Source organism: Verticiella sediminum, from assembly GCF_007558815.1.
Lineage (GTDB): Bacteria > Pseudomonadota > Gammaproteobacteria > Burkholderiales > Burkholderiaceae_B > Verticiella > Verticiella sediminum.
The window spans coordinates 1-18,685 of sequence record NZ_VLTJ01000032.1 but is presented as its reverse complement, the minus strand read 5'-3'; the positions used below and the strand labels follow the sequence as shown (position 1 = coordinate 18,685).

The following is an 18,685-nucleotide window of genomic DNA, read 5'->3' as shown; positions in this document are numbered from 1 at the left end:
GTGGGGGAGGATGGGTCACTTCAACTCGTAGCCCTGGTTGTGCCAGGCTTCGCGCAGGCGGTGGCGGCCGGTCAGCGACTGGCCCGAGGCCATGCGGGCCAGCACCCGCGCGACCCAGCTCTCGGCCATGGCCTGCTCGCCGTAGAAGGCGTTGACGCGCTCCTCGTAGCGGGCAACCTCCTCGCGCTGCGCCGGTAGGTCGTAGGTCTCGTGATGCAGCACCGCGCGCTGCGGCAGGCGCGGCTTGACGTCGAAGGAGAGCGACGGGTCGGGCCGACCCACGCACATGCCGAACACCGGCATCGCGTAGCGCGGCAAGGCCAGTTCGTGGACCACGTCCTCCGGACGATTGCGGATGGCGCCGATATAGACGGTGCCCAGGCCCAGGGATTCGGCGGCGACGACGGCATTCTGCGCGGCCAGGGCGGCATCGACGCAGCCGAGCACGCCGGCTTCCAGGAAATCCTGGCCGTCCAGCGGCTTGCCGTGGTCCTCGGCCAACTGGCGCAGCCGGGCGAAATCCGCCAGCCAGACCAGGAAGAGCGGCGCTTCGACGATGTGGCGCTGGTTGCCGCAGAACCCGGCCAGACGGGCCTTGCGCGCCGGGTCGCGCACGGCCACCACGCTCCAGAGCTGCAGGTTCGACGAGGTCGACGCCGACTGCGCCGCCGCGACCAGGGTCGCGAGCGTTTCATCGGACACCGGCGCGTCCGTGAACCGGCGCACCGAGCGGTGCGCCATCAGCACGTCCAGCGTGGCATTCCACTGGGCGGGCCGGGCGAAGCCGGGGTCGCGGTAGCGTTGGAACAGAACGGTGTCGGGATCTGCGGAATGGTCGGTCATGAGGTGTGCGAGTGAAAAAGAAAGGCATGGCGCGCGGCCGGGCGGGTCGCGCCGGGGAAATCCAACGATAACGCGGATCGCCACCGCTCCGCAGGCCGGCGCGGCCGGGCTTGCCGATACAATAGGCGCCATGAATCCCCCGCTGTTCCGCCCCGAACCGGGCGCGGTGGCCCTGGTCACCGGCGCCGGCAAACGCATCGGCCGCGTCATTGCGATCGCGCTCGCCCAGGCGGGCTGGCGCGTGGCCGTGCACTACGGCCGCTCGCACGACGAAGCCCGGCGCACCGTGGCCGACATCGAGGCGGCCGGCGGCACGGCCCACGCCTTCTCGTGCGACCTCGCCGACGAAGCCGCAGTGGCCCGACTGGCAGGCGAGGTGGCGGCGCATTTCGGCCGGCTCGACGCCGTCGTCAACAACGCCAGCCTCTTCGAGTACGACGACGCGGCGAGCTTCAGCGGCGACATGCTGCGCGCGCACCTGGGGCCCAACCTGGTTGCGCCCATCGTGCTGGCGCGCGATCTCGCGGCGCAGTTGCGCGCACGCGGCGAGGAGGCGCGCGGCGTGGTCGTCAATCTGCTCGACCAGAAGCTCTGGAATTACAATCCCGACTTTCTTTCGTACAGCCTCACCAAGGCGGCGATGGAAGCCGCGAACACCATGCTCGCCCAGGCGCTCGCACCCACCGTGCGCGTCGTCGGCGTGGCGCCCGGGCTGACCCTGCCCAGCCACCTGCAGAGCGAGGAAGATTTCGCCCGCACGCACCAGTTGTCGCCGCTGGGCAAGGCCAGCGACCCGCGCGCGGTGGCCGACGCCGTGCTGTTCGCCGCCGGCAACCCGTCGATCACCGGCACGACCATACTCGTCGACGGCGGCCAGCACCTGGTGGGCTTCGCGCGCGACTTCAGCCTGATGAAGGGCTGAGCCCGCGCCCGGCGCGGGCCTGCGTTCCCGCCACGCCGACCTTTTCGGCCTTTACCTGGACCCGTCATGCAGAACCGCCGTATCTTCTTTTCCCGGCTCGCCGTCGACTCCCGCATCGGCATCCTCGATCACGAGCGCGGCACCACCCAGCCGCTGCACGTGGACGCCGAGCTCGACGTCGCCGTCAAGCCGCCCAGCGGGCATGACGACATCCACGACGTGCTGGACTACCGGCGCCTGCGCGAAGCCATCATCGACGAGTGCTCGCGGGCGCACGTGAACCTGCTCGAGACGCTGGTCGACCGGCTGGCCGCCCGCCTGCTGCGCGACTTCGCCGACGTCCAGCGCGTGCGCCTGCGCATCGGCAAGCCGATGGCCTTCGCCGACTGCGCCGCCGTCGGCATCGAAACCACCATAGAACGCTCCGCCTGAACCCGCGCGCTGCGGCGCGCCTCCATTCTGCGAACTGCCATGACCACCGCGGCCACCGCCCCCCAGACCGAAGCGCACGACACGCCCAACGCCATCGACGAGCGCAAGCTCGCCTTCGAACGCAACAAGCTCGCCAAGCGGCTGATGCGCGAGACCGGCCGGGCCATCGCCGACTTCAACATGATCGAGGACGGCGACAAGGTGATGGTGTGCCTCTCGGGCGGCAAGGACTCCTACGGCCTGCTCGACATCCTGCTGCGCCTGCGCGAGCGCGCGCCCATCCACTTCGACATCGTGGCGGTCAACCTGGACCAGAAGCAGCCCGGCTTCCCCGAACACGTACTGCCCGAATACCTGGATAAGCTGGGCGTGCCCTATCACATCGAGACGCAGGACACGTATTCCATCGTCACCCGACTGATCCCGGAAGGCAAGACGATGTGCTCGCTCTGTTCGCGGCTGCGCCGCGGCATCCTGTACCGCGTGGCCGACGAACTGGGCGCGACCAAGATCGCGCTGGGCCATCACCGCGACGACATCCTCGCCACCTTCCTGATGAACCTCTTCTACGGCGGCATCATGAAGGCCATGCCGCCCAAGCTGGTCTCGGACGACGGGCGCCATACGGTGATCCGGCCCCTGGCCTACGTGCGCGAGGACGATCTGGTCGCCTACGCGGCCTGGCGCGAGTTCCCCATCATCCCGTGCAACCTGTGCGGCTCGCAGGAAGGCCTCAAGCGCCAAGAGGCCGCGCGCCTGATCGACGAGTGGGAAGCGCGCTTTCCCGGCCGCGTGGACAACATGTTCAACGCGCTCGGCCGCGTGATTCCCAGCCACTTGATGGACCACAAGCTGTACGATTTCGTTGGGCTCGAGCCCACGGGCCGCGCCGACCCGGATGGCGACACCGCGTTCGACCCGGTGGAGCCGGCCGGCGACCGCGCCGCCGAGCCCTGCGATACGCCGGGCGAGGACGAGGGCCTGCGCACGGTCCAGTTCGTGCGCCAACGCCCGGCCTGACCCCCGGCAGCAAACCACCACGAGACATCATGAGCCAGTTCTGGAGTCCCATCGTCAGCCAGCTCAAGCCCTACATCCCGGGCGAGCAACCGCGCATCGACCAGCTCGTCAAGCTGAACACCAACGAGAACCCCTACGGCCCGTCGCCCAACGCGATCGCCGTGATGCGCGACATGGTCAACGACAACCTGCGCCTGTATCCCGATCCGCATTCGAGCGCGTTCGCTCAGGCGGTCGCGAAGCGGCATGGCGTGGCGCTCGATCACGTGTTCGTGGGCAACGGTTCGGACGAGGTGCTGGCGCACGTCTTCATGGCGCTGCTCAATACCGGCAAGCCGCTGCAGATGCCGGACATCACCTACAGCTTCTATCCGTCGTACTGCCTGCTGTACGGCATCCGGCACGATGCGATCCCGCTCAACGCGCGCTACGAGATCGACCTGAACGATTACCGCGCCGACGCCGGCCCGATCATCTTCGCGAACCCGAATGCGCCCACCGGCCACCTGCTGGGGCCCGAGGCCATCGAGAAGCTCGTCAAGCGCGTGCCCAACCAGCTCGTGGTGGTGGACGAGGCCTACATCGATTTCGGCGGCAAGAGCGCGGTGCCGCTCACCAAGCAGTACCGCAACCTGCTGGTCGTCCAGACGCTGTCCAAGTCGCGCTCGCTCGCCGGCCTGCGCGTGGGCTACGCCATCGGCCATCCCGAACTCATCGAGGGGCTGGAGCGCGTGAAGAACAGCTTCAACTCCTACCCGCTGGGCCGCGTGGCCCAGGCCGGCGCCGCCGCGGCCTTCGAGGACGACAACTGGTTCCGCACCACGCGCGAGAAGATCATGAACTCGCGCCACGACCTCATCCAGGCGCTCGAGAAGCGCGGCTTCGAGGTGTTGCCCTCCTACGCCAACTTCGTCTTCGCGCGCCACACCAGCCGCGACGGCGCCGAGCTGGCCCAGGCGCTGCGCGAGCGCGCCGTGCTGGTGCGCCACTTCAAGCTACCGCGCATCGAGCAGTTCCTGCGCATCTCGATCGGCACCGAGGCGCAGTGCGCCGCGTTCGTCAAGGCGCTGGACGCGATCCTGGGGCGTTGAACAGTCGTGGAGTCGCGCCAGGAACGCCTGGCGCGGCGGCGGGAAGCGGCGCCAGGCACTGATCGGTTTTATCGATGGTTTTCACCGATCTTTCGATTTCACGGGGCGTTTTCTTCCATCTACATTCATCGGCACTGCAACGCCTGCGGCCCCGTGCCGGCACCTGCCACCGAGCAAGCCCGGGCGCCTCACCGGAACGCTGCCCATGACCGCCGCCCCCGTCCTCGCCCGTCTTTCGTCCCTGGCCTGTCGCATCCTCGTGCTGGCGCTGGCCGCCGCGGCTGCGCCCGCGGCCATGGGCGCAGCGTTCCCCACGCACGCCGTGCACCTGGTGGTGCCGTATGCGGCCGGCCAGGGCGCGGACACCTCGGGGCGCCTGGTCGCCGAAAAGCTCGCGCAACGGATCAGCCAGCCGGTGGTGGTCGAGAACAAGCCCGGCGCAGGCGGCAACATCGGCGCCGGCCACGTCGCCAGATCGACGCCGGACGGCTACACACTGCTCTACGGCACCAACGCAACGAACGCGGCCAACCGGGCCTTGTATAAGGACATGGGCTTCGACCCGCGCGAGGCGCTGATGCCGGTGGCACTGCTCAACCGTTCGCCTATGGTGCTGTCGGTCAGCGCCGACAGTACCCTGCGCAGCCTGCAAGACCTGCTGGAGCAGGCGCGCCGGCAGCCCGACACCGTCAGCGTGGCGCTGCCGAGCACCACGGCCCGGGTGGCGTTGGCCGAACTGGAACGCTTGGCGCAGGTCGACCTGTACCCGGTGGCGTACAAGGCCAGTTCCACCAGCATGACCGACCTGCTCGGCGGCCACGTCCAGGTCGTCTTCGATACGCTGCTGGCCACGCTGCCGCTGGCCCAGGCGGGCAAGATTCGCCCTCTGGCCGTGACCTCCGCCACCGCCAGCCCGGCCCTGCCGGATGTGCCGGCAGCCACCGACGCAGGCGTGCCCGGCATGGACTTGACGCCCTGGAGTGCGATCTTCGCGCCGCGGGGCACGCCGGCGGAGGTCGTGGCCTATCTCAACCGGGAAATCGTGCAGGTGCTGCGCGATCCCGACACGCGCGAACGCTTCCGCAACCAGACCGGCGTCGCCGTCAGCGACGATACCCTGCTGGACCCCGACGGCGCCGCCGCCTTCGTCGCGGCGGAAAGCGAAAAATGGGAACGCATCATCCGCACGGCCGGCATCGTGAACGAGTAAGACGCTTGCGGCGCCTGGAACGGCAGGCCGCCCGGACAGGCGGCCTCAGCCGCCCTCGCCCCGCGTCCCCAGCCACTCCGGCCCCGGCACCTCGATGCCCAGCAGCCCGAGCATGCGTGCCACCGTGTGGTCGACCATCTCGGCGATGCTCTGCGGGCGGTGGTAGAACGCCGGCAGCGGCGGAAACACAATACCGCCCATCTCGGTGACGGCGGTCATGTTGCGCAGATGCGCGAGGTTGAAGGGCGTCTCGCGCACCATCAGCAGAAGACGGCGGCGCTCTTTCAGCACCACGTCGGCCGCGCGGGTGATGAGGTTGTCCGACAGGCCCTGCGCTACCGCGGCCAGGGTGCGCATCGAACACGGCGCGACGATCATGCCGTCGGTCGCGAAACCGCCGCTGGCCAGCGTGGCGCCCACGTCGCGGATGCCGTACGTGTGATCCGCCAGCGCATACAGATCCTGGCGCCCCAGATCCAGCTCGTGCTTGACGTTGAGCACGCCCGAGGGCGAGATGACGAGATGCGTCTCGACCTCCGGAACATCGCGCAGCACCTGCAGCAGACGCAGCGCGTAGACCGAGCCGGTGGCGCCCGTGATGCCGACGATCAGCCGGCGCGGGCGCTTGGCCGCGGTCATCCGCCGGTCGCGCCGGCGTCGTCCAGCAACTGCTTGAGCTCACCGGACTCGTGCATCTCGGCCATGATGTCCGAGCCGCCGATGAACTCGCCCTTGACGTAGAGCTGCGGAATGGTGGGCCAGTTGGAGAATTCCTTGATGGCCTGGCGCACTTCGGCGTCTTCCAGCACGTTGACGGTAATGAGCTGCTTCAGGCCGTTGGCCTTGAGCAACTGGATCGCCTTGCCCGAAAAGCCGCACTGAGGAAACTGGGCCGTGCCTTTCATGAAGAGCACGACCGGGTTCTGCGTGACGGTATTGGAGATGAATTCCTGCACGGTGCTCATGGCAACCTCGTTTGCGTTGGATGAGGAGAATTATAGAAGGCGCACGCCGCCGGAAACCCGCTCGATGCCCGCCAGATCGCGCAGGCTGCGCACGTCGGCGAAACCCGCCTGAACGAGCAGTTCGCGCACCGCGGCCGCCTGGTCGTAGCCATGTTCGACCCACAGTGCCCCACCGGGGTTCAAACGCGCGGGCGCGCCGGCGGCGATGGCCCGCAGCGCCGCCAGGCCGTCGATGTGGTCGGTGAGCGCACCGAGAGGCTCGTGGCGCAGGTCGCCCCGGGCCAGGTGCTCGTCGTCGGGGCGGATGTAGGGCGGATTGGAGACGACGAGGTCGAAACCGCCCGTGTCGCCGGCCGGCAGTGCGTCCCACCACGACCCGGCGTGCAGGCCGAGCCGCGCGCCCAGCCGCCGTGCGTTGTCTCCGGCGACCGCGAGCGCGTCGGTGCTCAGATCGGTCGCCGTCACCTCGGCGTCCGGGCGCGCCAGGGCCAGGGAGATGGCGATTGCGCCGCTGCCCGTGCCCAGGTCGAGCAGGCGCGGCGCCGCGATGTCCCGCACGTGCTCGAGCCCGGTTTCCACCAGCAGCTCGGTCTCCGGCCGCGGGATCAGCACGGCCGGGCCGACCCGGAACACATGGCCCATGAACTCGCGCTCGCCCAGCAGATACGCCACCGGCTCGCCTGCGGCGCGCCGCGCGAACCATTCGCGCGCCCGCGTCAGCGCCCCCACTTCGACCGCCTCGGTATCGTGCGCGATCAGCCAGGTGCGGCCGACGCCCAGCGCGCGCGAGGCGAGCAGGCGCACCTCCAGGCCGGGCATGCCCGCGCGGGCTCCCTCGGCCAGCAGTTCGCGCACGGTGGTCATGGCCTGCCCCCGCGGCGGGGGGCGGCGGCCGGGATCGAGCTCATCGCGGCGACGGCGTTCCCTGCGGCTGCTGCGGACGCGGCGCCGGCGACGGCGCCGGTGCCGTCGCGCGACGCTGCCAGGCGCCTCGCCAGGCAGCGGGGAAAGGACGGGAGCGGGTCATCATGCGTCTCCAAGGGCGGCCAGGAGTTCGGCCTGGTGTTCGGAAATCAGAGCGTTGGTGATGTCGTCCAGATCGCCGTCCATCACCTGCTGCAGCTTGTAGAGCGTCAGGTTGATGCGATGGTCGGTGACCCGGCCTTGCGGAAAGTTGTAGGTGCGGATGCGCTCGGAGCGGTCGCCCGAGCCGACCAGGCTCTTGCGCTCGGCGGCCTCCTTGGCCTGGCGCTCGCGCACCTCTTTGTCCTTCAGGCGCGCGGCCAGCACCTTCATGGCCTTGTCGCGGTTGCGGTGCTGCGAACGGTCGTCCTGGCATTCGACCACCAGCCCCGTGGGCAGATGGGTGATGCGCACGGCCGAATCCGTCTTGTTGATGTGCTGCCCGCCGGCGCCGCTGGCGCGGAAGGTGTCGATGCGCAGGTCCGAGGGGTTGATGTCGATTTCGCCCATCTCGTCCGGCTCGGCCATCACGGCCACCGTGCAGGCCGAGGTATGGATGCGGCCCTGCGCCTCGGTCTCGGGCACGCGCTGCACGCGGTGCCCGCCCGATTCGAACTTCAGCCGCCCATAGGCGCCCTCGCCCGCCAGGCGCACGATGACTTCCTTGTAGCCGCCGAGCTCGGAGGCACTCTCGGACATGATCTCCGTCTGCCAGCCCCTGCGCTCGGCGTAGCGCAGGTACATGCGCAAGAGGTCGCCGGCAAAGAGCGCGCTCTCGTCGCCTCCCGTGCCGGCGCGGATTTCCAGGAACAGATTGCGGCCGTCGTCCGGATCGCGCGGCAGCAGGAGCAGGCGCAGCGCCTCGGCAAGCTCGTCCAGGCGCACGCGGCCGGTCTCGATCTCCTCCTCGGCCATCGCCTTCATCTCCGGGTCGGCCAGCATCTCGCGCGCGGTGGCCAGATCGTCCTCGGTGCGCGCGAACTCGGCGAAAGCCGTGACCACCGGCTCCAGCTCGGCGCGCTCGCGCGAGAGCTTGCGGAAGGCCTCGACGTCGCTGCCGACTTCCGGCGTGGCGAGCAAGGCGTCGACTTCGACCAGCCGACGCGACAACTGCTCGAGGCGTTCGCGCATGGAAGCTTTGATCATCGAGGAGAATTCCGGAAAAAGCGGAGGAAACGGCGAGCGGCCGGGTCGGGAAGAAGGAGGGGGATACCCCGCCGCCAGCGGCAGGGCCGGAACAGACAGCGCCGCTAACGCTCGCGCAGGGGGTAGAGCTTGGGCAGCCAGGTGAGCAGTTGATCGCGGTGCTCGCCCTCGCTCTGGTTGAGCGCCGCGAGCGGCCCGTGCAGGTATTTCTGGGTGAGCCCGTGGGCAAGCTGCTCGAGCACCGCCTCGGGATCGTCGCCGCGCGCCAGCGCCCTGCGCGCGCGCTCCAGCTCGGCCGCGCGCATCGCGCCGGCGGCTTCATGCAGATCGCGGATCACCGGCACCACCCGACGCGTGCCGAGCCAGTGCATGAAGTGCTGCACCCGCGTCTCGATGATGGCCTCGGCCTGCACCACGGCGGCCTTGCGGGCGTCGGTGGCCGTCTGGATCAGGCGGCCCAGATCGTCCACGCAGTAGAGATAGACGTCGTCCAGGCGCGCGACCTCGGCCTCGATGTCGCGCGGCACGGCCAGATCGACCATCACGATGGGCTTGCGCCGGCGCTGGCGCGTCGCCCGCTCGACCATGCCCAGGCCCAGGATGGGCAGGGCCGAGGCCGTACAGGACACCACCACGTCGTACTCGGCCAGGTGCTCAGGCAGCTCGGCCAGCCGCATCGTGCCGGCCGAAATCTTGCCGGCCAGCCCCTCGGCGCGCGCAATGGTGCGATTGGCCACCGTCATGCGAGCCGGATGCTGCGCGGCGAAGTGCGTCGCACAGAGATCGATCATCTCGCCCGCACCGATGAAGAGCACCTTCACCTGGCGCAGATCGCCGAACACCCGCTGCGCCAGCTTGACCGCCGCGGCCGCCATCGACACCGACTGCTCGCCGATGGCCGTGGTCGAGCGCACCTCCTTGGCGACCGCGAACGTGCGCTGAAAGAGCTGGTGCAGCAGCGTGCCGAGCGCACCGGCGTCTTCGGCCGTGCGCACCGCATCCTTCATCTGGCCGAGGATCTGCGGCTCGCCCAGCACCATCGAATCGAGCCCGCTCGCCACCCGGAACGCGTGGCGCACGGCCTCGTCCTGGCTGTGCCGATACAGGTGGGGCTGCAGCGCGTCCGCCTCGACCCGCTGGAAGTCCGCCAGCCACGCAGGCAGCTCCCGCGCGGCCGAGGGCTCGGCCGCACAGTAGATCTCGGTGCGATTACAGGTGGAGAGTATGGCCGCCTCGCGCACCGCGCCGCCGAAGGCGGAACGCAGCGCCGTCAGCGCAGGCTTCATCAGCTCGCCGGCCAGCGACACCTGCTCGCGCACGGCGAGCGGCGCAGAGGTGTGGTTCAAGCCAAAAGTGATGACATCGACTGACATGGGCGGCCCCGCCTGCGCTTGGAAACTCGGACGGGCGGATCAGGAGCGGAGGTTGATGCAATTATAAGCAACATGGCAAAAAAAGCACGGAAAGGGGTTGCCAGGGTGTTGCACCACCACAAAAATACGGTATAGTTTCGGTCTTCGCGTGGCCTGGTAGCTCAGTTGGTAGAGCAGCGGATTGAAAATCCGCGTGTCGGTGGTTCGATTCCGCCCCAGGCCACCATCCCCCTCCCATCCGGTTTCAACAGTCCCATCCCCAGGAGAGGACTGGCAGCAGAAACCTGTCCCATAGCGCCGCATTATTCGGTTCCACCGAATTCCAGGGTTTTTGTTCCCAGGCGTGTTCCCTTACCGTACTCCCCCAGCTTTCCAGGATGCACGGGAGCACAGCGATGAAACTCACTGCCAAAGCCATTGAACTGGCTCAGCTCGCGGACAAAGAATACATGCTGTCCAACGGGGACGAGCTGTATCTTCGCGTCCATCCGAGTGGCGGCAAGAGCTGGCTATTCAACTATCCGTGACGCTGGCTTATGCAGGCAAAGACGCCAGGCCGATCAGCATCGGGCGCAGGTGCGCCGAAAGCTGGAGGCCATTCTGGCCAACGCCGATGGATGACAGCCGACGGCCGAAGCATGATGCCGAAGCCGGGCGGCTAGAATGCCCTTTGCCCCTTGGATTCGTTGCCCATGCGTACCCGCTCGTCTTCCCGCCTGCTCGTCGTCGATGCCTCCAGTCGAGTGCTGCTGTTCCGATTCGTGCATCGGCGCGGCCCGCTGGCCGGCCGCGATTTCTGGGCCACACCGGGCGGCGCGGTGGATGACGGCGAAGACTTCGAGACCGCCGCGCGACGGGAGTTGCGTGAAGAAACCGGCTTCACGCGGGCCGACATCGGCGCGCCGATCACGCAGCGCTCGTTCGACATGCAATGGCGGAGTTCTCGGACACCCATCTCGGCAAACTGCGCGCGGCCGTTGGCGATCGGCTTCTGCTCATGCCTGGCGCGCACGTCGCCATCGAGAACGCCAAGGAAGAAATCCTGCTGCAGCGGCGAAGAAGCGAGAACCTGGAATCCGTCGTGCGCCGGGAAATCGCCGAAGAAGTCGGGCTGATCGTCGACGACCTGCCGGCCATGCTGCCGAACATGGCAAGAAGCGTCGATGCGTACCTGCGGTACGTGGCGACGGGAGACTTTCAGCCCATCTAGCTTGTTGTTTCACCGCCAGCCCAGTGCCGGCGCCACATGCGTCAGCACCGATTCGATCACATGCGCGTTGTAGTCGACGCCCAGTTGGTTCGGCACCGTCAGCAGCAAGGTATCGGCCTCGGCAATGGCTTCGTCCTGCGCGAGTTGCCCGACCAGCAGGTCCGGCTCCGCGGCGTAGCTGCGGCCGAAGATCGCCCGGGTTTTCTCATCGATGAACCCGATTGAATCGTCCTCCTGGCCGCTGCGCCCGAAATACCTCCGGTCCTGCTCGTTCACGAGGGCGAAGATGCTGCGGCTCACCGACACCCGTGGCGTGCGCGCATGGCCCGCCGCCTTCCATGCCTCGCGGTAGGCCCGGATCTGCTTGGCCTGCTGGACGTGGAATGGCTCGCCCGTCTCGTCGTCCTTCAGCGTCGAACTCTGCAGGTTCATGCCCAACTCGGCGGCCCAGACCGCGGTCGCATTCGAGCTCGAACCCCACCAGATGCGCTCGCGCAAGCCATCGGAATGGGGTTCCACGCGCAACAGGCCGGGCGGGTTGGGGAACATCGGGCGCGGGTTGGGCTGCGCGAAACCCTTGCCCTGCAAGACGGTGAGCAGGGCCTGCGTGTGCTGCCGGGCCATGTCGGCGTCCGTCTCGCCCTCGGCGGGTTGGTAGCCGAAGTAGCGCCAGCCATCGACCACCTGCTCGGGAGAACCCCGGCTGATGCCGAGCTGCAGGCGTCCACCGGCAATGAGGTCGGCCGCGCCCGCATCCTCGGCCATGTAAAGCGGGTTCTCGTAGCGCATGTCGATCACGCCCGTGCCGATCTCGATGCGGCTGGTTTTCGCGCCGACGGCAGCCAGCAAAGGAAAAGGCGAACTGAGCTGGCGGGCGAAGTGGTGCACCCGGAAATAGGCACCGTCCGCACCCAGTTCCTCAGCGGCCACGGCCAGTTCGATGGACTGCAGCAGCGCGTCCGCGGCAGAACGCGTCTGCGACTGGGGGGAAGGCGTCCAGTGGCCGAACGACAGGAATCCGATCTTCTTCATGCGATGCGCTCTGTAGGTGCGACCGATGCACCCAGCTTACGCCGCCGCCCTCAGCCGCCGCAACAACATCGGCGCAAAGAGGAACAGGAGCGCCAGCGCGAGAAAGGCAATCGAGATCGGCGTCTCAAACAGGACCGATACGCTGCCCTGCGCCGCCGCCAGCGCCGTGCGCAACTGGTTTTCCGCCAGCGGCACGAGAATCAGGCCGATGAGCAGCGGCGGGATGGGAAAGCCGTAAACCCGCATCGCGTAGCTGACCGCTCCCAGGGCGGCCATCAGGACCAGGTCGAAGACCGAACCCGATACGCCCCAGATTCCGATCATGGCGAACACCAGGATGCCCGCGTATAGCTGAGGCCGGGGAACCTGCAGCAGTTTCACCCAAATGCCGACCAGCGGCAGGTTCAGCACCAGCAGCATCACGTTGCCGATGTAAAGCGACGCGATCAATCCCCAGATCAGCTCCGGATTGCTGCTGAACAGAAACGGCCCCGGCTGCAGCCCATAGTTCTGGAACGCCGCAAGCAGGATCGCGGCGGTGGCCGACGTGGGCAGTCCCAACGTCAGCAAAGGCACCAGAATGCCGGCGGCCGCGGCATTGTTGGCCGCCTCGGGCCCGGCGACCCCCTCGATGGCGCCTTTGCCGAACTCGTCCTTATGCCGGGACAGCTTTCTCTCGACCGCATAGGACAGCATCGTGGGGATTTCGGAGCCCCCGCCGGGAATCGTACCGATCGGAAAACCCAGCGCCGTTCCACGCAACCATGGCCGCCATGAACGTCGCCAATCCTCGCGCGTCATGAAGGTCCACCCCTTGACGGCGACGATCTCGCCCTGCTCGTGCACGTAATGGCTGGCGACGTAGAGAATCTCGCCCACGGCGAAGACCGATACGAGGACGACCGTCAGTTCGACCCCGTCGAGCAGGTCCGCGATGCCGAAGGTCATGCGCGGCTGACCGGTCATCCCATCGATACCGACCAGACCGAGAGCAAGCCCGATGAAGAGCGAGACGAAACCGCGCACCCGCGATGCGCCCATCACCACCGCCACCGACGTGAACGCCAGAACCGTGAGGGCAAAATAGTCGGCCGGCTTGAGCAGGAAGGCAAGCTCGGCTACGACCGGCGCGGCGAACGTCAGCAACAGCGTGGCGATGGTTCCGGCGACGAACGACCCGATGGCCGCGGTCGCCAGCGCGGCCGCGCCACGCCCGGCGCGCGCCATCTTGTTGCCTTCCAGGGCGGTCATCATCGACCCCGCCTCGCCCGGCGTATTGATCAGGATCGAGGTGGTCGAGCCGCCATACATGGCCCCGTACAGCACGCCGGCGAACATGATGAAGGCGGACACCGGCCCCACGGAGACCGTGATCGGCAGCAGCAAGGCGATGGTCAGGGCCGGCCCGATGCCCGGAAGCACGCCGATGGCCGTGCCCAATACCGACCCGATGAAAGCCCACATCAGGTTGGTCGGGGTGAGCGCCACCTCGAAGCCATGGAAAAGCAGCGCCAGGGTATCCATTACAGGCCCGCCAACGGAAAGAATCCGCCCAGTTGCAAGCCCAACCAGCCGAACAGCAGCCAGCACAGCCCGCCCAGTGCGAAGCCAACGATGAGGTCCGATACCACGCGCCGCGAGCCGAAGGCCCGCGCAACCAGCATGAAGGCAAGCATGGCGGTTATCGGCAAGCCGAGGGTCTGCATGGCCAGGGCAGGAAGCATGACGGCGAGCAGCGCGGTAAAAAAGGCGCGCTTGTCCATCGGCTGCCCCGGCGCAGCGTTCTCGGCCTCTTCCGGCTCGAACACTTCGCCGCGTGCGATCTGGATCAACAACAGAATGCCCAGAACGACCAGCCCCAGGCCCACCACCGACACGAGCATGCCGGGGCCGATGGCGGCGTACTGGGCGGTTGCCGCGAGCTCGGTCGAGGCATAGATGCAGACGGCGCCCAGGCATATCACGGCCAGCCCCAACCACCAGGGGCCCTTGCGCAACCAGCTCATCGACGTTCCTTCAGCAAAACCGCGCGCTTGCGCTTACTTGGCCAGGCCCGCGTCCTTGAGCACCTGATTGATACGACCGCTTTCGCTCTGGATGAACTCGCCGAATTCGTCACCGGCCAGGAAATAGGGATCCCAACCCTGTTTCTCGAGCACAGCCTTCCAGGCGTCGCTTTCGTTCAGTTTGCTGAAGCGATCCACCCATTCCTTCTGATTGGCTTCGGGCATGTCGATCGAACCGAGGATGCCTCGCCAGTTGGCGATCTCGACGTCGTAACCGGACTCTTTGAAGGTCGGAACGTCTGCCAGATTCTTCATGCGCTCGGCGGTCGTCACGCCCAGAATGCGTATCCGGCCATCCTGGGCGAATTGCTGGAACTCGGAAATACCCGAAATCCCCGCCTTCAAGGTGCCGTTGACGATGCCGATCACGGTGTCCGAACCGCCCGCCTGTGGAATGTAATTCAGCGACTGCACCGGCACACCCGCACTTTGCGCCAGCAGCGCCAGGGCAATGTGGTCCACCCCGCCGGCCGAGCCGCCCCCGACAGCCGTCGCGCCCGGGTCGCTCTTGAGCGCCGCCACGAAATCGTCCAGCGACTTGTAGGAGGAATCGGCCTTCACGGCGAGCACCAGGTACTCGGCCGTGAGCCGCGCCACCGGCTTGAACTGGCTCAGGTCGATCGGGGATTTATTCAGCGTAATGGCGCCCACGGTAATCGCGCCGAACACCGCCAGGGCGTCCGGCTTGCCTTTTTGCGCACGCTGGAAATCGGCCAGCCCGATCGTGCCGCCGGCGCCGCCCTTGTTCGTGTAGCTCACGGTCCCGGTATAGATACCGGCTTGGTTCATCGCCTGGAAGGCCTGCCGCCCGGTCGCATCCCAACCGCCGCCCGGATTGGCCGGCAACATCACACTCACCTGAGCGTGCGCCGCCCCGGCGCACAAAACAGCCCCCAACGCCAGTGCTTTCATCCACTGCATCGCCTTCATGGCAGTCCCCTGATTCTTCTGGTTATATACGCCGCGCGCCGCGCTCGTTGCAGCGTAAGCCTGGGCCTCGCGGCTGTCAATGCGCCGTCCCTGGGTCACCTTGCCGCCCGGCGACCAGCGCATAGCCTGCCCAACTAGCGGACATTTCCAGCTTGCCTTGACGCCTCGACATCGAGCCGTGGCGCTGTCCACCCGGAAAGACGACGATGCCCGACGCGGCCGGCGCCTGGCTGGCCGCTTCTTCCTTGAATTCCGGGGTAAAACGCTCGGTGCTCATGGACTTTCTCCTATGCTCAAATCATAGGCTCCGACCATCTACCAGACCCGGGGGACGGCCATTCCGGGGCTGAACGGGAGATAGCAATGAAAGTGCAGGGGCAATGTCACTGCGGCGCGATCCGCTACGAGGCCGAGGTCCAACCCGATTCGATGCGGATTTGCCATTGTCTCGACTGTCAGATCATGTCGGGTTCGGCGTTTCGCACGAATATCGCCGCGCCGGCCGAGACGTTTCGTTTGCTGCAAGGCCAGCCGCGCCACTATGTGAAGACCGCCGACAGCGGCGCGCACCGGGTCAACGGTTTTTGCGAGCAGTGCGGCACGCAGCTCTACGCAACCGATCCCGGTACGCCAAAACGCTATTCGCTGCGGGTCGGCACCCTGGCGCAGCGCGACCAGTTGGGTGGTCCTCAAACGCAAATCTGGACGCGCCGCCGTGTCGGCTGGATGCCGCCGCTCGACGGCGTTGGCGAGATCGAAGGGCAGCCATAGCCTTCTTTCGAGAGAAAGGCGTCCGGCGTCATCAGCGCAATGTAACGGCGTAGAATGGCTTGAACGGTGGCTTGCTGGCAGTTTTCGATTTCGCGCCAGCCACCACTCCCCTCCCCAGCAGTACCCCACAGACGATCCACTATCCAGCGCCATGCATATCTGGGTCGACGCCGACGCCTGCCCCGTCGTGATCAAGGAAATCCTGTACCGGGCATCGCAAAGATGGCAACGGTCGCTGACGCTGGTCGCCAACCAGATGCTGCGCACGCCGCCATCGCCCTTGGTCCGTGCCGTCCAGGTGCCGCGCGGTTTCGATGTGGCGGACGACTATATCGTCAAGCATGTGTCCGCCGGCGACCTGGTGATTACCGGCGACATTCCCCTGGCTGCCCAGGTGCTCGACAGGAACGCCTTGGTGCTCAGCCCGCGAGGCGAGCGCTACACCGTCGACACCATACGCGAGCGCCTGTCGCTGCGGGACATGATGGAAGAGCTGCGCAGCCTGGGCGTCGATACGGGCGGCCCCGCGGCTCTCAGCCAAAGCGACCGGCGCACGTTTGCCAATGCGCTCGATCGACTGATGCTGCACGCAGCGCGCGCGTAAACGGGCGTTCGCTGCGTCTACCGGTTCGACTGCACCCAGCCCTCGAGTATCCGCAGGAGTTGCGTGAAAGCGCAGCCCCTTTTTCCTGCGTCCCGGCCCAACGCCATGGGCGACGCCGCCCGCGCACAAGGCGTAGCTCGGCAGGCGCGCGAATAGCGCGTCCGACAGCGTTGTCTTAGGCCCATTGGCGAATGGACGGCAGGCCAGGCCTTTCTTATCGTCGGACTTTCTGCATCGCCTTGCCGGAAGACCGCACATGTCGCCTTGTAGCCTGCCAGGACGATGCCTGCCCCAGCCGCTGCGCCGCTCTCGCGCGGGCGCGCCGTGGTTGCGCGCTGTCCTGGCCGTCGCCTTGTTGTCGATCGCCCTGCCCACGTTCGCGGCCACCGACGCCGACGTCCAGCGCGCCGTGCAGCGGGCGGCGGATCAGGCTGTGCGTCAGGCCAAGCAGCAGCAGGCACGGGCCGAACGAGAGGAACGCCAGCGCGCGGCGCAGGCCGAGCGCGAGGCACGACAGCGTCAGGCTCAGGCACAGCGCGAGGCCAACGCTCAGGCGCGCCAGGAGACGCTGGCGCGCTCCTGCGCCTCGCTCCAGGCGTGGGTCGATGCCGAGCCGATCCCGTTCTACACCGGCCACCGCCCCAGCGAGGCGGCCATCGCCGCGATGCTTCGCGATGCGCGTTTCGTACCGATTTTCGGGCAGCGCTATGACGAGATGGACCGCCAGACACTGCAGCAGCTTGCGCAGGGCGCTTCCCGTTGCTTCGCGGTTCCCAACGGACCGCTGGCGGCGCTGCCCGCGCGCGAGAAGCAGCTCGTGAACAGCGCCTTGGCCCCCGGGCAGCAGCCAGCCAACCTGCAGCACCTGGCGCGTGCGCGCGAAGCCGACGCCACGTTGCTTCGGCTGGCGTCGGCGGCGACGGGCCTGCAGCCCACCGAGCCCGATGCCCAGCGCCTGCTCGCCATGGAGCGTGAAGGCGAGGCGGTGTTCGCGATGGCCGCACAGGCGGCGCGCGAGCGGTTCCTGGCGGACCTGCGCGCGGCGGACACGGCCGTCGCAGTGCCGGTATTGGCCGCGGCCGTCGACCAAGCCTTGGCATCTGCCCAGGGGCTGGACGGCTTGCAGGCATTGGCCACCCTGGCGCACCGCCAGCAGGCCGGCTTCATGCCGGCGGGCGAGCGCCTGCAATCCACCGAGGGCGTGCAGGCGCGCGCGGAGAACCTGCGCCGCATCCAGCAGCGGATGGACGCGATCGGCGAAGCGCTGGCCGCGACGGAGCGACAGCGCATCGACGCCCTGGGCGAGGGAGCCGTGGCCCTGGAGCAAGGCGTGCGCTGGCATGCGGATTACCTGCAGCGTCTGCAACCGTACGCGGCGCGGGTCGAGCCGTTGGCTGGCTTGCTGCCCTACTTCACCCAAAAACGCGAGCAAGCCCTGGCCCAGGCTCGGGAGACGCTGCAACGCCAGGCCGCCGGCACGGCGAGCCACGAGGAGCTGCATGGCCTGCAGGCGCGCTATCTCCTGCCGCAGGATCAGCAGACGGTGCCGGGCATGGCCATCCTCACCGCCTTTACCGCGCAGGCGCAGGCTGTGGACAAGCGCATCGCGCTGGGCCGCTCGGGCGTCGAGCCCGAACAGCCCGCTCCCTCGAAGCAGGCTGCCCCCCAGGCCGCAGCGGGCGAGCCCTCCGAGGACGTCATGTACGATCTGGTGCGCAGCGTGCTCGATACCGGCACGCGACGCCAGAACGCACTCATGGCCGGCTGCCTGGACGGCCCGCGGACCCACGATCCGGCCATGAACCAGGTGTGCCTCGCCACGATGCTCTACGCCGGAGTGACCAGCGGCACCTGGGAACCCGCGCCCCCGCCGAAAATCCTGGCGTTCGAAAAGATCGGCTGCGCGCCGGCACTGGGCCAGGCCGGCTACCAGTGCGACTACCGGCTGGCGGTCGAAAAGCGCTTGAACCCGGCTCTGGTCGGCCCCGAAGCCCAGCGCCTGCTCGAGGGCGCGTCGCTCAAGCAGGCGCGCTTCATCGAAGGCCGCAACGGCTGGATGATGATTTACACGGACGAGGCGGTGCAGTAGGGCATGAGCACGGCCGGG

21 protein-coding genes and 1 tRNA gene are annotated in these 18,685 nt (G+C 67.7%); 11 read left to right on the top strand and 11 right to left on the bottom strand.

Going from position 1 to position 18,685, the window contains the following annotated elements; all coding sequences use genetic code 11:
• Positions 1-15: 15 nt before the first annotated feature.
• On the bottom strand, positions 16-843 hold the full coding sequence (locus tag FOZ76_RS17730; RefSeq protein WP_143949625.1) for an NADPH-dependent oxidoreductase: 828 nt from the start codon (positions 841-843) through the stop codon (positions 16-18).
• Between the two features lie 130 nt (positions 844-973).
• Between FOZ76_RS17730 and FOZ76_RS17725 the strand changes: the two genes are divergently transcribed.
• The 5 genes from FOZ76_RS17725 to FOZ76_RS17705 all read left to right on the top strand — a co-directional run bounded on the left by FOZ76_RS17725 (position 974) and on the right by FOZ76_RS17705 (position 5,518).
• A complete protein-coding gene (locus tag FOZ76_RS17725; RefSeq protein ID WP_143949624.1) occupies positions 974-1,765 on the top strand; it encodes an SDR family oxidoreductase in 792 nt (263 codons plus the stop codon).
• Positions 1,766-1,831: 66 nt separating this feature from the next.
• On the top strand, positions 1,832-2,197 hold the full coding sequence (gene folB, locus FOZ76_RS17720) for a dihydroneopterin aldolase (protein ID WP_143949623.1): 366 nt from the start codon (positions 1,832-1,834) through the stop codon (positions 2,195-2,197).
• A gap of 39 nt (positions 2,198-2,236) precedes the next feature.
• Positions 2,237-3,217: a tRNA 2-thiocytidine(32) synthetase TtcA gene (ttcA, locus tag FOZ76_RS17715; protein WP_143949622.1), complete on the top strand. Its 981-nt coding sequence runs from the start codon at positions 2,237-2,239 to the stop codon at positions 3,215-3,217.
• A gap of 29 nt (positions 3,218-3,246) precedes the next feature.
• Positions 3,247-4,308, top strand: a complete 1,062-nt coding sequence (hisC, locus tag FOZ76_RS17710; protein ID WP_143949621.1) for a histidinol-phosphate transaminase — start codon at positions 3,247-3,249, stop codon at positions 4,306-4,308.
• 205 nt (positions 4,309-4,513) lie between these two features.
• Positions 4,514-5,518 carry a Bug family tripartite tricarboxylate transporter substrate binding protein gene (locus tag FOZ76_RS17705; protein ID WP_143949620.1) on the top strand — a complete coding sequence of 335 codons (1,005 nt, stop codon included), beginning with the start codon at positions 4,514-4,516 and terminating at the stop codon, positions 5,516-5,518.
• A 45-nt stretch (positions 5,519-5,563) separates the two neighbouring features.
• On the opposite strand, the gene FOZ76_RS17700 is transcribed toward FOZ76_RS17705, so the two are convergent.
• The 5 genes from FOZ76_RS17700 to hemA form a co-directional block, all read right to left on the bottom strand.
• Entirely contained in the window at positions 5,564-6,157 is a 594-nt protein-coding gene (locus FOZ76_RS17700) for a UbiX family flavin prenyltransferase (protein ID WP_143949619.1), read from the bottom strand.
• Positions 6,154-6,483, bottom strand: coding sequence for a Grx4 family monothiol glutaredoxin (gene grxD, locus FOZ76_RS17695; RefSeq protein WP_143949618.1), 330 nt, complete (start codon positions 6,481-6,483; stop codon positions 6,154-6,156). Before grxD ends, FOZ76_RS17700 begins: the two co-directional genes overlap by 4 nt.
• 30 nt (positions 6,484-6,513) lie before the next feature.
• Positions 6,514-7,347: a peptide chain release factor N(5)-glutamine methyltransferase gene (gene prmC / locus FOZ76_RS17690; RefSeq protein WP_143949617.1), complete on the bottom strand. Its 834-nt coding sequence runs from the start codon at positions 7,345-7,347 to the stop codon at positions 6,514-6,516.
• 162 nt (positions 7,348-7,509) lie between these two features.
• Positions 7,510-8,589, bottom strand: a complete 1,080-nt coding sequence (prfA, locus tag FOZ76_RS17685; RefSeq protein WP_143949641.1) for a peptide chain release factor 1 — start codon at positions 8,587-8,589, stop codon at positions 7,510-7,512.
• A 107-nt stretch (positions 8,590-8,696) separates the two neighbouring features.
• Positions 8,697-9,965 (bottom strand): glutamyl-tRNA reductase, encoded by a 1,269-nt coding sequence (gene hemA, locus FOZ76_RS17680; protein WP_143949616.1) that lies wholly within the window; start codon positions 9,963-9,965, stop codon positions 8,697-8,699.
• Positions 9,966-10,115: 150 nt separating this feature from the next.
• Between hemA and FOZ76_RS17675 the strand changes: the two genes are divergently transcribed.
• From FOZ76_RS17675 to FOZ76_RS17665, 3 genes are all read left to right on the top strand, one after another.
• A tRNA-Phe gene (locus FOZ76_RS17675) sits at positions 10,116-10,191 on the top strand.
• A gap of 169 nt (positions 10,192-10,360) precedes the next feature.
• Positions 10,361-10,492, top strand: a complete 132-nt coding sequence (locus FOZ76_RS17670; protein ID WP_143949615.1) for an Arm DNA-binding domain-containing protein — start codon at positions 10,361-10,363, stop codon at positions 10,490-10,492.
• 165 nt (positions 10,493-10,657) lie between these two features.
• Positions 10,658-11,080, top strand: a complete 423-nt coding sequence (locus tag FOZ76_RS17665) for an NUDIX domain-containing protein (protein WP_143949614.1) — start codon at positions 10,658-10,660, stop codon at positions 11,078-11,080.
• A 104-nt stretch (positions 11,081-11,184) separates the two neighbouring features.
• Here the strand turns inward: FOZ76_RS17665 and FOZ76_RS17660 are convergent, their stop codons facing one another.
• The 5 genes from FOZ76_RS17660 to FOZ76_RS17640 all read right to left on the bottom strand — a co-directional run bounded on the left by FOZ76_RS17660 (position 11,185) and on the right by FOZ76_RS17640 (position 15,480).
• Positions 11,185-12,207: an LLM class flavin-dependent oxidoreductase gene (locus FOZ76_RS17660; protein WP_143949613.1), complete on the bottom strand. Its 1,023-nt coding sequence runs from the start codon at positions 12,205-12,207 to the stop codon at positions 11,185-11,187.
• Positions 12,208-12,243: 36 nt separating this feature from the next.
• On the bottom strand, positions 12,244-13,731 hold the full coding sequence (locus FOZ76_RS17655) for a tripartite tricarboxylate transporter permease (RefSeq protein ID WP_143949640.1): 1,488 nt from the start codon (positions 13,729-13,731) through the stop codon (positions 12,244-12,246).
• A complete protein-coding gene (locus FOZ76_RS17650) occupies positions 13,731-14,213 on the bottom strand; it encodes a tripartite tricarboxylate transporter TctB family protein (RefSeq protein ID WP_143949612.1) in 483 nt (160 codons plus the stop codon). Before FOZ76_RS17650 ends, FOZ76_RS17655 begins: the two co-directional genes overlap by 1 nt.
• A 33-nt stretch (positions 14,214-14,246) precedes the next feature.
• Positions 14,247-15,203: a Bug family tripartite tricarboxylate transporter substrate binding protein gene (locus tag FOZ76_RS17645; protein ID WP_143949611.1), complete on the bottom strand. Its 957-nt coding sequence runs from the start codon at positions 15,201-15,203 to the stop codon at positions 14,247-14,249.
• Between the two features lie 76 nt (positions 15,204-15,279).
• Positions 15,280-15,480, bottom strand: coding sequence for a hypothetical protein (locus FOZ76_RS17640; RefSeq protein ID WP_143949610.1), 201 nt, complete (start codon positions 15,478-15,480; stop codon positions 15,280-15,282).
• A gap of 86 nt (positions 15,481-15,566) precedes the next feature.
• Between FOZ76_RS17640 and FOZ76_RS17635 the strand changes: the two genes are divergently transcribed.
• From FOZ76_RS17635 to FOZ76_RS17625, 3 genes are all read left to right on the top strand, one after another.
• A complete protein-coding gene (locus FOZ76_RS17635) occupies positions 15,567-15,974 on the top strand; it encodes a GFA family protein (RefSeq protein ID WP_143949609.1) in 408 nt (135 codons plus the stop codon).
• A 151-nt stretch (positions 15,975-16,125) separates the two neighbouring features.
• Positions 16,126-16,578: a YaiI/YqxD family protein gene (locus tag FOZ76_RS17630; RefSeq protein ID WP_143949608.1), complete on the top strand. Its 453-nt coding sequence runs from the start codon at positions 16,126-16,128 to the stop codon at positions 16,576-16,578.
• Positions 16,579-16,906: 328 nt separating this feature from the next.
• Entirely contained in the window at positions 16,907-18,667 is a 1,761-nt protein-coding gene (locus FOZ76_RS17625; RefSeq protein WP_170235518.1) for a hypothetical protein, read from the top strand.
• The last annotated feature ends 18 nt before the right edge of the window (positions 18,668-18,685 follow it).

Coding starts and splice junctions, on each gene's coding strand:
- FOZ76_RS17730 (WP_143949625.1), bottom strand. CDS start 843: ATGACCGACCATTCCGCAGATCCCGACACCGTTCTGTTCCAACGCTAC.
- FOZ76_RS17725 (WP_143949624.1), top strand. CDS start 974: ATGAATCCCCCGCTGTTCCGCCCCGAACCGGGCGCGGTGGCCCTGGTC.
- folB (WP_143949623.1), top strand. CDS start 1,832: ATGCAGAACCGCCGTATCTTCTTTTCCCGGCTCGCCGTCGACTCCCGC.
- ttcA (WP_143949622.1), top strand. CDS start 2,237: ATGACCACCGCGGCCACCGCCCCCCAGACCGAAGCGCACGACACGCCC.
- hisC (WP_143949621.1), top strand. CDS start 3,247: ATGAGCCAGTTCTGGAGTCCCATCGTCAGCCAGCTCAAGCCCTACATC.
- FOZ76_RS17705 (WP_143949620.1), top strand. CDS start 4,514: ATGACCGCCGCCCCCGTCCTCGCCCGTCTTTCGTCCCTGGCCTGTCGC.
- FOZ76_RS17700 (WP_143949619.1), bottom strand. CDS start 6,157: ATGACCGCGGCCAAGCGCCCGCGCCGGCTGATCGTCGGCATCACGGGC.
- grxD (WP_143949618.1), bottom strand. CDS start 6,483: ATGAGCACCGTGCAGGAATTCATCTCCAATACCGTCACGCAGAACCCG.
- prmC (WP_143949617.1), bottom strand. CDS start 7,347: ATGACCACCGTGCGCGAACTGCTGGCCGAGGGAGCCCGCGCGGGCATG.
- hemA (WP_143949616.1), bottom strand. CDS start 9,965: ATGTCAGTCGATGTCATCACTTTTGGCTTGAACCACACCTCTGCGCCG.
- FOZ76_RS17670 (WP_143949615.1), top strand. CDS start 10,361: ATGAAACTCACTGCCAAAGCCATTGAACTGGCTCAGCTCGCGGACAAA.
- FOZ76_RS17665 (WP_143949614.1), top strand. CDS start 10,658: ATGCGTACCCGCTCGTCTTCCCGCCTGCTCGTCGTCGATGCCTCCAGT.
- FOZ76_RS17660 (WP_143949613.1), bottom strand. CDS start 12,207: ATGAAGAAGATCGGATTCCTGTCGTTCGGCCACTGGACGCCTTCCCCC.
- FOZ76_RS17655 (WP_143949640.1), bottom strand. CDS start 13,731: ATGGATACCCTGGCGCTGCTTTTCCATGGCTTCGAGGTGGCGCTCACC.
- FOZ76_RS17650 (WP_143949612.1), bottom strand. CDS start 14,213: ATGAGCTGGTTGCGCAAGGGCCCCTGGTGGTTGGGGCTGGCCGTGATA.
- FOZ76_RS17645 (WP_143949611.1), bottom strand. CDS start 15,203: ATGAAGGCGATGCAGTGGATGAAAGCACTGGCGTTGGGGGCTGTTTTG.
- FOZ76_RS17640 (WP_143949610.1), bottom strand. CDS start 15,480: ATGAGCACCGAGCGTTTTACCCCGGAATTCAAGGAAGAAGCGGCCAGC.
- FOZ76_RS17635 (WP_143949609.1), top strand. CDS start 15,567: ATGAAAGTGCAGGGGCAATGTCACTGCGGCGCGATCCGCTACGAGGCC.
- FOZ76_RS17630 (WP_143949608.1), top strand. CDS start 16,126: ATGCATATCTGGGTCGACGCCGACGCCTGCCCCGTCGTGATCAAGGAA.